This is a genomic window from Sphingobacterium sp. SGG-5, assembly GCF_011043525.1.
In the GTDB taxonomy this organism is placed as follows: domain Bacteria; phylum Bacteroidota; class Bacteroidia; order Sphingobacteriales; family Sphingobacteriaceae; genus Sphingobacterium.
The window spans coordinates 377,604-390,070 of the sequence record NZ_JAAKGO010000004.1 but is presented as its reverse complement, the minus strand read 5'-3'; the positions used below and the strand labels follow the sequence as shown (position 1 = coordinate 390,070).

Annotated in this window: 10 protein-coding genes; 3 read left to right on the top strand and 7 right to left on the bottom strand. The window is 43.9% G+C overall.

The window, feature by feature from the left end; translation table 11 throughout:
• Positions 1 to 57 precede the first annotated feature (57 nt).
• Positions 58 to 1,389 carry an NADP-specific glutamate dehydrogenase gene (gene gdhA, locus G5B30_RS08120; RefSeq protein ID WP_165319475.1) on the top strand — a complete coding sequence of 444 codons (1,332 nt, stop codon included), beginning with the start codon at positions 58 to 60 and terminating at the stop codon, positions 1,387 to 1,389.
• A 2-nt stretch (positions 1,390 to 1,391) separates the two neighbouring features.
• The gene (locus G5B30_RS08115) at positions 1,392 to 1,649 is read left to right on the top strand and encodes a hypothetical protein (protein ID WP_165319474.1); all 258 of its coding nucleotides are present in this window, start codon (positions 1,392 to 1,394) and stop codon (positions 1,647 to 1,649) included.
• On the opposite strand, the gene ispE is transcribed toward G5B30_RS08115, so the two are convergent.
• Together ispE and G5B30_RS08105 are read right to left on the bottom strand one after the other, a co-directional pair.
• Positions 1,631 to 2,437 (bottom strand): 4-(cytidine 5'-diphospho)-2-C-methyl-D-erythritol kinase, encoded by an 807-nt coding sequence (gene ispE / locus G5B30_RS08110; RefSeq protein ID WP_165319473.1) that lies wholly within the window; start codon positions 2,435 to 2,437, stop codon positions 1,631 to 1,633. The two genes, G5B30_RS08115 and ispE, sit on opposite strands and share 19 nt — an antisense overlap.
• A 20-nt stretch (positions 2,438 to 2,457) precedes the next feature.
• Complete coding sequence (locus G5B30_RS08105; protein ID WP_165319472.1) at positions 2,458 to 3,399, bottom strand: hydrogen peroxide-inducible genes activator; 942 nt, start codon at positions 3,397 to 3,399, stop codon at positions 2,458 to 2,460.
• Positions 3,400 to 3,448: 49 nt separating this feature from the next.
• Here G5B30_RS08105 and G5B30_RS08100 point away from each other — a divergent pair, with 49 nt between their 5' ends.
• A complete protein-coding gene (locus G5B30_RS08100; protein WP_165319471.1) occupies positions 3,449 to 5,611 on the top strand; it encodes a S46 family peptidase in 2,163 nt (720 codons plus the stop codon).
• On the opposite strand, the gene G5B30_RS08095 is transcribed toward G5B30_RS08100, so the two are convergent.
• The 5 genes from G5B30_RS08095 to G5B30_RS08075 form a co-directional block, all read right to left on the bottom strand.
• Positions 5,612 to 7,318 carry a GMC oxidoreductase gene (locus tag G5B30_RS08095; protein WP_165319470.1) on the bottom strand — a complete coding sequence of 569 codons (1,707 nt, stop codon included), beginning with the start codon at positions 7,316 to 7,318 and terminating at the stop codon, positions 5,612 to 5,614.
• Positions 7,319 to 7,399: 81 nt separating this feature from the next.
• A complete protein-coding gene (locus G5B30_RS08090; RefSeq protein WP_165319469.1) occupies positions 7,400 to 8,119 on the bottom strand; it encodes a menaquinone biosynthetic enzyme MqnA/MqnD family protein in 720 nt (239 codons plus the stop codon).
• Positions 8,112 to 8,735 carry a histidine phosphatase family protein gene (locus G5B30_RS08085; protein ID WP_165319468.1) on the bottom strand — a complete coding sequence of 208 codons (624 nt, stop codon included), beginning with the start codon at positions 8,733 to 8,735 and terminating at the stop codon, positions 8,112 to 8,114. Before G5B30_RS08085 ends, G5B30_RS08090 begins: the two co-directional genes overlap by 8 nt.
• Before the next feature lie 15 nt (positions 8,736 to 8,750).
• Entirely contained in the window at positions 8,751 to 9,944 is a 1,194-nt protein-coding gene (mqnE, locus tag G5B30_RS08080; RefSeq protein ID WP_165319467.1) for an aminofutalosine synthase MqnE, read from the bottom strand.
• A 78-nt stretch (positions 9,945 to 10,022) separates the two neighbouring features.
• Entirely contained in the window at positions 10,023 to 11,861 is a 1,839-nt protein-coding gene (locus tag G5B30_RS08075) for an ABC transporter ATP-binding protein (RefSeq protein ID WP_165319466.1), read from the bottom strand.
• Between the last annotated feature and the right edge of the window lie 606 nt (positions 11,862 to 12,467).

The window sequence follows — 12,467 nt, the reverse complement described above, 5'->3', positions numbered from 1 at the left end:
GTTCCATATATTTTTATTAGATTCGCAGACCTTCATATCAAAAGTTTATAAATAACAATGCTATCTCTTAAAAATTTCATCAAACACGTAGAACTGCGTAACCCACACGAACCCGAGTTTTTACAAGCGGTCACTGAAGTCGCTGAAGATATTATCCCTTATGTCAACGAACATTTTCCTGATTTCGCATCCTTAAAGATATTGGAGCGTATGGTCGAACCCGAAAGAGTAGTTTCCTTTCGTGTGACTTGGTTAGACGATAATAATCAGATTCAGGTTAACAGGGGCTACAGAGTACAGATGAACAGTGCCATAGGCCCATACAAGGGTGGTCTACGGTTTGCTCCGGATGTCAATCTGAGCATTTTGAAATTTTTGGCATTCGAGCAAGTCTTTAAGAATTCGCTGACAAGTCTACCTATCGGTGGTGGAAAAGGTGGTTCTGACTTTGATCCTAAAGGAAAGTCCGACAATGAGATTATGCGTTTTTGCCAGTCTTTCATGACCGAACTTTACCGTCACATTGGTGCTGAAACTGATGTGCCAGCAGGAGACATCGGCGTCGGTACACGCGAAATTGGCTATTTATTCGGGCAGTATAAACGGATACAAAACTGCTTTACGGGTGTCTTAACGGGCAAAGGCGTGCAATGGGGTGGTTCATATATTAGACCTGAAGCGACCGGATATGGTCTTTTGTACTTCGTCGAATGTATCTACGACTTTAACAATGAATCTCTCGAAGGTAAAGTAATAACGATATCAGGTGCCGGAAACGTAGCCTACTTTGCGGCAGAGAAAGCAATTGGTCTCGGCGCAAAAGTAATCACGCTATCCAATAGTCAAGGTACGCTGTACGATAAGGAGGGATTAACATTAGAGAAATTGGCGTATATACAAACATTAGGCAGAGATCTCAACAAATATCCACGTAAATTCAAATCGGCCACCTATCATGAAGGTGAAAAGCCTTGGCAGTTCAAATGCGACATCGCTTTGCCGTGTGCTACACAAAATGAGCTCGATGAAGCTGATGCGAAGCGGTTAATAAAAAATGGATGCAAATGTATCGGAGAGGGAGCGAACATGCCATCCACCGCAGAAGCTATTAAAGTATTCCATAAAGCAAAAGTTCATTTTGCACCTGGTAAGGCTGCAAATGCCGGCGGTGTAGCGGTATCCGGACTCGAAATGTCTCAAAATTCTATCCGTCAGCAATGGGCGACGAGCAAAGTAGACAGCCGTCTTAAAGCTATCATGGAAAATATCCACAAAACCTGTGTTCGGTACGGTAAGGAAGATAACGGTTATATTAATTACCTAAGAGGAGCTAACGTCGGTGGTTTCATTAAAGTGGCGAATGCCATGAAGGCACAAGGTGTAGTGTAACGATGAGAGCACTTGCCGAACTACCCCACCCCGACTGCAAAATTTCAATTTTTGGCATGAACCAGAAGTTTATCGTCAAATTTGAGCAAGGCAACCTCGAACAGTCTTTTAAAATCGCCGAAATGGATATTATCGGCGGTGTAAACGGCGTGTTCGAGTTGTTGGATGAAACGTTTATCAATGGAGTCTTGGAAAATTTTGTCCGTATGCGTAAAGATTTTATTGGAGCATACGACCGTATTTACAATTCCACCGGATAATATATTCTGCCCAAGCTATTCAGATCTTCCAGATAAGGCTCTTCTTCAAAGATACCAAATATTGCAGATCCTGACCCGGACATCGCCGCATATAATGCTCCTTTCTCATAAAGAGTATATTTAATTTTCTCGATGTGCGGGTATTTTTGGAATATGCCGAGTTCGAAATCATTCACGATATGGTACTTCCATTCCTGTATAGGTAGGCGCATCGCCTCACGTAGGTCGACAGTCGGTCTCTGTGGAATAACCGACCGATAGGCCTCGACAGTAGAAATATGGATATCTGGCTTAATAATGACAATACAATAGGATGATAACTGTATATCGATGGCCTCGAAAGTGGTGCCTATCCCCGATGCAAATACCGGTTTATTGTCAATAAAGAAAGGGCAATCGGCACCTAGCTGTACCGCATAGGCCTTCAATTCTTCATCGGACAACCCCAGACCATTCATTTCATTCAGAAGTTTTAAGACATGCGTCCCATCTGAAGAACCTCCCCCCAGCCCTGCCCCTATAGGAATATTTTTCAGCAGATCAATGACGACAGGTTTTATATCAAAATCCTGATACAGCAGGCGATAGGCTTTTTCGCACAGATTTTGTCCATCTGGCGTAATTACTAAGCCTTCCGTACGGAACTGAAATACATCAGCGGCCGTAATCTCAATCACATCATACAGTTTGATAGGATAAAATATAGTTTCGATATTATGATAACCATCCTGCCGCTTCTCCGTAACCAGAAGTCCTAAATTGATCTTGGCATTCGCAAATGTAAGCATAGTACAAGGTAATAATTATTTTATAATTCAAACCCCATGATATCTTTCTTCTTCTTTGTCTTAAACCGTTCGGGAACGACTTGCAGAATTTCGTTCTTCAAAGACGTGACTGCATGTTTTTTGACATAGTTTTTGGTGGTCACGAGGCTTATTTCGCGTACAGGCTCAGGTGACTTAAAATACCGGACGTGCGCCAGTTGGTCTTCATCGTAATTTGCGATACTCAATTCGGGTAATATCGTTACGCCGGAATTCAGCTCAACCATCCGTTTTAACGTCTCGACACTACCCGTATTGTATTCGAAACTTCCGGAGGACGACTGATTGTGTCGGTAACTGCATAGACTCAAAACCTGCCCCCGCATACAATGTCCCTCATTGAGCAGCCAAAGTTTCTCTTGGGCAATATCTTCAGGTATCAGCATCTTCTTTTTATACAATTCACTTTGATCCGATACATACGCAACAAAAGTTTCATAAAACAACGGCTGTTCCTGAATGGCACTCTCTCCTAAAGGCGTTGACAGCAGCCCGCAATCCAAAAAACCATTCTTCAGCTCTTCAATGATACGCTCCGTCGTATGTTCCCATATCTGAAGCTGTACATTAGGATATTTTTTCATGAAAGCCATAATAACATCGGGCATCAAATAGGGTGCAATGGTGGGGATAACGCCCACCTTAAGCTCGCCTGACAGTTCGCCCTTTTCCACCTGAATGATTTCTTTTATCTTTTGACTTTCCCGAAGGATGGTACGCGCCTGTTGGATGACCTGGGCGCCGATCTCTGTCGCAACGATAGGTTGCCGACTGCGGTCAAATATTTTAATACCTAACGCATCCTCCAGCTTTTGGATCTGCATGCTTAGTGTCGGTTGTGTGACGAAACATTTTTCAGCAGCGGATACAAAACTTTTATAGGTATCCACGGCGACAATATATTCAAGTTGGACTAATGTCATGCGGTAAATTTAAACACAAAAAATTGCTATTTTTGAAAAAAGTCAAGATATGAATAGCCATTTAAAGATTTTCGCGTTAATTGCTTGTTTTGGATTAACAGCTTTTCGTTATCCGGCATACGCTCCCGATGAGGGTATGTTTCCATTGAGCGAATTGAATCGTGCAGGGTTAAAGCAAGCAGGATTGAAAATCAGTGAAAAAGATATATACAATCCCGGACAGATCAGTTTGGTTGATGCCTTGGTCCGGGTAGGTGGATGTACCGGATCATTTGTTTCACCCAACGGTTTGGTCATTACCAATCATCATTGCGCTTTTAGTGCTGTGCAATTGGCTTCCACCCCAACACACAATTATCTGGAAAATGGATTTGTCGCCCGCTCACACGAGCAGGAGATCGAAGCGCAGGGATTAACGATCCGCATTACTGAATCGTATGAAGATGTGTCCGATAAAATACTTTCCGCTGTAGCGCAGGTCAAGGATCCCGTAGAACGTATCGAAATCATCAAAAAAAGACGGGCTGAACTAACACAGGAAGCCGAAAGGGAAGATCCGACGATAAAAGCCGAAGTATCGGAAATGTTTATGGGCAAAAGCTACGTTCTCTTCCGCTATAAGACCATTGAAGATGTCCGCTTGGTGTATGTTCCTCGTCAGGATATCGGTGAATTTGGTGGTGAAACGGACAATTGGGTATGGCCTCGACACACGGGAGACTTCTCTTTTCTCCGGGCTTACGTAGCTCCGGATGGCTCTTCGGCCAAATATTCAAAAGATAATGTACCTTATACACCGAAGAAATTCCTCCATGTGAATCCCAAAGGTGTCGATGAGGAAGACTTTGTTTTTATATTGGGATATCCGGGGCGAACATTCCGACATCGTCCCTATCAATATCTGGAATACCAACAGCAATATTTGCTTCCTTTCACATCTGAACTGTATGATTTTCAAAATCAGCAGATGCATAACGCAGGTAAAAACGATAAAGCCGTTGAATTGGCCTTAGCTACACGTATCAAGCGTAATGCGAACGTGATGAAGAATTATCGCGGTAAGCTAAGGGGCCTGCGTAATATTGATCTTGTTAAGCAAAAACGTCAAGAGGATGAAGCATTAGCCCAGTTCATAGCCAGTCACCCGGATCTAAAAACGGCATACGGTACACTTATGCAAGATATAGATATGCATTATAAGCAGGTTTTTCAAGATGCAGAAAAAGAGCTCTGGTTTAGTCATTTATATTCTGGCATCCGCAGTATGCAAATCGCACATATTATCGGCACTTTCCAAGAAGCCATCGCTCAGCAGTCTACTCCAGGCCTTCAAAAGCAATTGTTCGATTATAATATTGCAGCTGTTAAGAAACAACTCGAAAAAATATATGAAAGCTATCACACAACTGTAGACCAAAATATAGGCAAACATTTGTTTGCGCTGGCCTATAACTTTAAGGGCGAAAATACGATAGCCACCATTCAGAAGAAAGGTTTTCCCGACAGCAATGCAGCCGGAACGTTTATCGCTCAAACAATTGATAGTTCCAAGCTAAAGGATAAAAACAAGCTTTTTGCCGACGTGCTCAACAGCGTATCCACCCTTCTCGCCTATCGGGATGACCTATTGAACCTCCAACAACAATTCGCCGAGGAAAGTGAAAACTTCGATACGGAACTGACACGGCGTGAAGGCGTATTGAATAAGCTTATGGCAGATTATGTCGCTGTAAAAGAAATTTATCAGTCCAAGAACTTTATCCCGGATGCCAATTCCACGCTGCGCTTGACTTTTGGTTATATCAAAGGTTATAGCCCCGCTGACGCAACCTATATGTCGCCGTTTACATCCATCGGCGGATTGATAGAAAAGGGAAATAGTGGAAATCCCGAATTCATTTATCCTCAAGCGATTAAAGAGGAGTGGTTAAAGAAGAACTTTGGCGCCTATTACAAAAAGGAAATCGATGATGTGCCGGTCAATATCTTATACAATATGGATACCACGGGTGGCAATTCAGGTTCGCCTATTATGAATGCATACGGCGAACTCGTGGGAGTGAACTTCGACCGCGCCTATGAAGCGACGATAAACGATTTTGCATGGAACGAAAGCTACAGCCGATCCATCGGTGTCGATATCCGTTATGTATTGTGGATCGCCGACAAGATCGACAACGCCCAGTTCATATTAAAAGAAATGGGGGTTTAGTTATAATTCCCCAGCTTTTAGGAGTGCTGCAGCATAATCCGCAGCCCGAGCACTCAACGCCATAAAGGTAAGCGACGGATTTTGATTGCCTGTACTGATCATGCAGGCACCGTCTGTTACAAAGACGTTTTTACACGCATGCATCTGGTTGTATGCATTCAACAAGGATGTATTTGGATCATTGCCCATCCGGACACCTCCCATGTCATGTACTTCAAGGCCTGGCTGCCGGCCAAAGGCCTCGTGTTGATCGAGGCTGACAATATCACGACAGCCCGCTTTTGTTAGCATGTCCGTCCCCTCCTTGAAAAAATCCTCCATCATGGCGATATCGTTCTGATCATAATCTACCGAAGTAATCAACTGTGGAATTCCATATTTATCCACTTTGGTATCACTCAACCGGACATGGTTGTCCAGTCGGGGCAGCACTTCGCCTTGCATCATCAAAGACACTTGCCAACCTCCAGCTTCGGATAGCGCATCTTTAAAGGCAGCGCCCAACCCCAGGTTATCTACATTTTTGTTCCAACTGTCCCGACGTGCAGAAAGTGCCATCAGATAACTTCCGCGAAAACTAGCCGTTTCGGTATGTATGTTCTTAAACGCAGGTATAAACACCTGTGTAGGTCGTCTCCCGTAATAATACTTATCTTCAAAACCCGGCATCATCGCCTGTAGACGACCACGGTAATTATGAAATGTGATATATTTACCCAGCAGACCGTTCGTGTTGCCCAGCCCATGCGGAAAAGATTCGGATCGGGAGTTTAGAAGTATAAGGTTAGAATTTAGCGTTGCTGCGTTCAAGAATATTACCTTCGCCGTATAAATCCTTTTCGAGCGGTCTTTCGTATTGATTACACTTACACCGACAGCCCGTTGCGCTTTCTCGTCGTAAACGACCTTATCGACCACCGAATCGGTGACAATCGTGAGATTGCCTGTCTTTTCCGCATGCGGTAACGTCGACGCGTTGGAGCTGAAATAGCCACCGAACGGACAGCCTCGCTCGCACATGCTTCGCGCCATACACTTTGTACGCCCTTGCCGGCTCTGTTCCTCACCAAGCTCAGCCAGATTGGCACAACGTCCGATGATAGCCTGCCGATCAGTATAGTTTTCCCGGATAGATGCCGCGATATGTTTCTCGACAGCATTCATTTCAAAAGCGCCTACTACTTCGCTGTCCGGCATATTGTCTATACCGTCCCGTGTTCCGGATATACCGATAAATTTCTCCACATGCGTATACCAACGTTCGATATCTTTATAGCGTATAGGCCAATCCACCCCATAGTCAAAACGCTTGGGGCTATTGAATTCATAATCACTCCAACGTTGGGTCTGCCTCGCCCATAATAGGGATTTTCCGCCGACCTGATAACCCCTTATCCATTGAAAAGGTTTTTCCTGGATATAGTTCTGTTCACCCGGCTGCATATAAAAATGTGACGTGGACTCATTAAAAGCATAGTGTGCACCCACGACGGGATTTGCGGCTATTTCCGCACGCGTCGCCCTATTCCGATGTTCAAATTCCCAAGTGTCCATATTGGCCGTCGGATAGTCTTTGATGTGTTTTACCATCCTTCCACGTTCAACAACCAAGGTTTTAAAGCCTCGATCACAAAATTCCTTCGCCACCCAGCTACCACTTATCCCAGAGCCAACGACAATAACATCAAAATCTTCGTTTCGGTACATAGGTCATAAAATTAATTATCTTAAGCGAAAAGGTCAAGAGGGATGATATAAATGTTACAAGAGAGGGCCGCTCGAGCGACATCATAACCCTTTATACAACTCCAGATACCTCGAAATAGCTTCTCGTTTTTTATCGGTGAGGTGAAAGTCCAAGCTGTTCGTCAGGTAATCGAGATAATCGAAGTCTTGGTATCTCGGAAGGCCTTCAATGACATCCGCGGCATGTGTTATACCATTTGCCAATGCCCGGTTAAATCCCGTTACAAATACCGGAGGCAGTTCTTTATTGGCCACCCATACAGCAAAAGCAAATGGAAGACCCGTAAATTGTTTCCAGTAATAGCCAAGGTCGTAGGCAAAAGTCACTTCATCTTTCTTGCCAAAAGTACGATCGCCAATCAATACATAGGCATCCGCCTCTCCTTCCTGCACGATTCGGACATCACGCTTCCAATAATGTTTAAGGAGTATCCTCGCCAACCCGTTAGAGGTTTTCGACTGGTAATCCAGCCTTATTGAGTCGATTTCTTCTATCGGCTTATCGGAAAAGATAAAAACAGAGTCAACCCTGCCTTCGGTTCCGATACAATAATCGCCTATGATATGAGCATCCTCTATCTCCAGTAAAGCAGCGACCGGTATAATACCCATGTCCACCTCATTGGCGATAACTTTCCGGGCACACTCTGCCGGATAGTCCAAGCTCAGATCAATCTGATCCATAAGGGACGACGCGCGTATACCTTGAAGAAAAGGCAGCGTATTGGTATAACTAACTGCGGAAATCTTAATCTTAGTCATGGAGATCAGCTAAATGAGCAGTATTATAATAATCTACAATAGAAAATTTACCATCCTCGTACTCCAAAATATACAAGCAGGTGTTGGTATGCGGGAAATCATCCATACGACAAACCGGAGTTTTGGTCAGGTGGCAAAGAAGAATACGCAAGGCCCTGCCATGCATACAGACCAATATCGTCTTCTCATTCTTTTGTTGCAGCATATACGCTACCGCTTCCTTTTGGCGGGCGACTAACGTATTGGGCGATTCGCCCCCTTCTATGCAGTAATCCAGATCATTGTTCCGCCAGCAGGTCACTACCGTTTCAAAACCACTCATAATGCTTTCATCTTGCGGCTTTCCTTCGTATATACCCCAGCTGATCTCATCTAAACCCTCCAAATCCTCCCGGGGTATACCCAGATTGACAAACGGTTCGACCGTTTGGTGCGTACGCAGTAACGTCGACGTGTATATCTTGTCAAAAGGTACATCTTTATAGGCCTGAAAAAAATCTTCCGCCTGCTTTCGCCCATTTTCGTTGAGCGGTGTATTCACGCCCCTCCCCTGTACTATCCCCTTTAAGTTAAGGTCTGTCTGTCCGTGTCTGATAAAATAAAAAGTCTTCTTCAAAATAGCTATAGCGTATCAATTTACAACAGGAAGTGCATAATATTTAGGTGCATGCTCTTCTTCGAATACCACGTCTTTGTAGTCCGTGACAACATGATACAGTGTATCCCGTTCCACTGGATGGCGCCCGACATGTCGGATGAGCTCGACCAATTCCTTTGTCGTCATTACCGGATTCTGCTCTTCCGCACCCGCCATACTATAAATTTTTGTAGTATCATCCAGCGTTCCGTCGATATCATCCACGCCATAGGCCAAAGAAAGCTGGGCAGTATCACGCGAAATCATCGCCCAATATGCCTTGATGTGCGCAAAATTGTCCAGATATATACGTGCCACGGCATAATTACGAAGATCTTCGATTACCGACACTTCGGCAACATCCGACATCTGATTGTCTTTATTTCTAAATTTTAAGGGTATGAAAGTCTGAAAGCCACCCGTACGATCCTGCAGCTGACGGAGACGGTCCATATGATCTATGCGATGCCAGAATTCTTCAATATGTCCATACAACATTGTGGCGTTCGTATGCATACCCAGTTTATGTGCCTGCTCATGAATATCCAACCACTGCTCGGCATTACATTTATCGTGTGCAATCTTTTCCCGCACTTCCGGGTGAAATATCTCCGCGCCACCTCCAGGCATAGAATCTAATCCACAAGCTTTTAGATATTTCAGACCTTCATAGTGGCTCAGTTTTGCCTTTTTGAAAATGTAGTAGTATTCAACAGGTGTCAGCCCTTTGATATGAAGATCTGGGCGATGGGCTTTACAGCGTTTAAAAAACTCCGCGTAAAATTCCAGATTCTGCTTGGGTACGACCCCCCCCGTGATATGCACCTCCGTCACCGGTTCGCCGTCATATTTCCTGACCACCTCCATCATCGTATCGACGTCCATCTCCCAACCGTCTTCCCGTTGTTTGATAAGACGGGAATACGAACAGAATTTGCAATCGTATACGCATACGTTAGTGGGTTCAATATGAAAATTTCGGTTGAAATATGTGTGATCACCGTGCTTTCGTTCGCGGATATAGTTCGCCAGTACACCGAGGTAACCCAACTCCCCTTTCTCGTACAGCAATACACCCTCCTCAAAAGTGATGCGTTCCCCCTCTTTTACTTTTTCAGCTATTCGCTTTAGATCAGCATCTAAACCCTTGTTGTTTATTAAAAAACCTAACTTTTGCTCAGCATTCATAAACTCTCTCCTGCATATTATACAAACTTACACAAATTATGTAATACGCGACTCCTTAGAACAGTGTAAAAAGAATCTTTACACCTCAACAAACTGCTGCATATCGATCAACCTTTTGTATAAACCGTTTTGGCTTATCAATTCCAGGTGGGATCCTTCCTCCACAATTCGTCCCCCTTCGACCACCACAATTTTATCGGCATTCTGTATCGTACTTAAGCGGTGGGCTATAACGACAGTGGTTCTATTTTTCATCAATTTGTACAACGAATCCTGCACCAGTCGTTCCGACTCGGTGTCCAAGGCAGAAGTCGCTTCATCCAATAACATGATCGGCGGATTTTTCAATACCGCACGGGCGATACAGATACGTTGCTTCTGTCCACCCGACAGCTTTGATCCGCGGTCACCGATATTGGTGTGATAACCGTTGCCCAGTCGGGCAATAAATTCATGTGCATTAGCAATTTTTGCCGCGGCGATAACTTCCTCTTCGGTAGCAGACTGATTGCCAAAAGCAATATTATTAAAAATAGTGTCATTGAATAAAATGGATTCCTGATTAACGACACCGATTAGATGACGCAAAGAGTCTTGTTTCAGGTCACGAAGATCCCGGCCATCAAAATAGATTGCTCCAGCGTTGACGTCCATAAAGCGCGGTATCAGATCGACCAAGGTCGATTTTCCTCCACCTGATGGACCCACCAAAGCCACAGTTTGTCCCTTTTTAATTTCAAGGTTAATATCAGACAAAACCTCCTTCGTTTCGTAGGCAAAATGCACCTGATCGAATGCAATGGAATCCTGAAAAGAACGCACTTCGATCGCTCCTTCCCTATCCACTACCTCATTTTTTTCATCGATCAATTGGAGCACGCGCTCTCCTGCTGCCAGACCATGGTGAATATTAGCAAATGAATCGGTTAATGCCTTTGCCGGACGCATGACCTGTGAAAATAACGCAATATAAGCGATGAACTCCGACGCTTTCAATTCCCCTTGCCCGGTCAGGACGAGATGCCCCCCATATAAGAGGATAATTGCAACCATCACCACGCCTAAAAGCTCCGAAACGGGTGATCCCAGTTGCTGCCTGCGCACCATTCGCCGCATGATCTTAGCGTAATAGCTATTCTCGTTGTGGAAACGCTGTTTGACAAAGCCTGTTGCGTTGAATGCTTTAATGATGCGAACGCCCGATAGGGCCTCGTCGAGAAAAGAAATCATATTACTATAGGACTTCTGTCCTTCAATAGCTTGTGCCTTCAGGGTTTTAACGATCCTTGAAATCACAAAGGCCGATATCGGAATAACCGTCAGTGCAAACAACGTGAGTTTGCCCGATATGGAAAACAACGCGTATACATAGGCAAGCAACTGAAGGGGTTCTTTAAAAACTACCTGCAATGTACCTGTAACAGAGTATTGTACCACCTGAACATCCGACGATACCTTAGACATAATATCGCCTTTACGCTGGTTGGAAAAGAATCCCATATGCATATCCATCACGTTATCAAAGACCACACGTCTCAGATTCAACAGGGTGTTGATACGGAAATTTTCCATAACGCGCTGCGAGAAATAGCGGAACAGGTTACTGATGAATACCGAAATAATAATTCCTATACAAACATATTTTAACGCATCATAGGCACCGAGCTCGGTATATAGCTTATCGGCGTAATACGTGAACCAATCCAAAAAATCAAATGCACTGTCCGGTTTGGTGATGACCATATCTTCCGCAGCGATATCCGAATTTGAACCTTTGAAGAGTACCTGTAGCAAAGGAGCCAGCAGGGCAAGATTTAAGGTACCGAAGATAACAGCGACAACGGTAAAGATAATATATGGAATAGCATATTTCTCTATGGGCTTTGCAAAAGATAATAATCTAAAATATGTCTTCATCTATTCGATTAAGCTACAAACTTAGTATAAAAAAAGGGACTACTTTATTCATATTCAAAAAAATGTTGAATTTTTTACGATTCAACGATAATTGGAATTAACTATATAACGCATTTTTATATGAATTATGATTTTATGTGTGTAACTTTTATACCGCAGGCATATAAACTGTCCCCCGCGGCAAATACACACTATTTATGTTAAACGTAAAAAGTATTTTTATCGACTTTATGCTTATACAAAGCAATTTAAAGTGTCAAACTCATCTGGCGGTACAGCCCCGTGTGTTTATAGAAGAAGGGGTGTCCTTTCTGCGTACATGCCGTGCAACTTTGACAACACACAAAACATTTTTGCGTATAGGCGAAACGACACTGCGTATACGCAAAACTGTTTCGCATGTATGCGATGCAATATGACATGTATGCGATACGACATTGCGTGTATGCAATGCAGGAAAATATAGTATCCCCGCAGTTTTGCGTGTATGCAAGAGCACGTCACGCACACGTTGCGTTGCTTGGCATACACGTTGTGTTGCATCACGTATACGTGATACAACATGGACATCACGCCGAACGTCATGGCATAGTGGCAAAACGGAAT

Coding starts and splice junctions, on each gene's coding strand:
- gdhA (WP_165319475.1), top strand. CDS start 58: ATGCTATCTCTTAAAAATTTCATCAAACACGTAGAACTGCGTAACCCA.
- G5B30_RS08115 (WP_165319474.1), top strand. CDS start 1,392: ATGAGAGCACTTGCCGAACTACCCCACCCCGACTGCAAAATTTCAATT.
- ispE (WP_165319473.1), bottom strand. CDS start 2,437: ATGCTTACATTTGCGAATGCCAAGATCAATTTAGGACTTCTGGTTACG.
- G5B30_RS08105 (WP_165319472.1), bottom strand. CDS start 3,399: ATGACATTAGTCCAACTTGAATATATTGTCGCCGTGGATACCTATAAA.
- G5B30_RS08100 (WP_165319471.1), top strand. CDS start 3,449: ATGAATAGCCATTTAAAGATTTTCGCGTTAATTGCTTGTTTTGGATTA.
- G5B30_RS08095 (WP_165319470.1), bottom strand. CDS start 7,318: ATGTACCGAAACGAAGATTTTGATGTTATTGTCGTTGGCTCTGGGATA.
- G5B30_RS08090 (WP_165319469.1), bottom strand. CDS start 8,119: ATGACTAAGATTAAGATTTCCGCAGTTAGTTATACCAATACGCTGCCT.
- mqnE (WP_165319467.1), bottom strand. CDS start 9,944: ATGAATGCTGAGCAAAAGTTAGGTTTTTTAATAAACAACAAGGGTTTA.
- G5B30_RS08075 (WP_165319466.1), bottom strand. CDS start 11,861: ATGAAGACATATTTTAGATTATTATCTTTTGCAAAGCCCATAGAGAAA.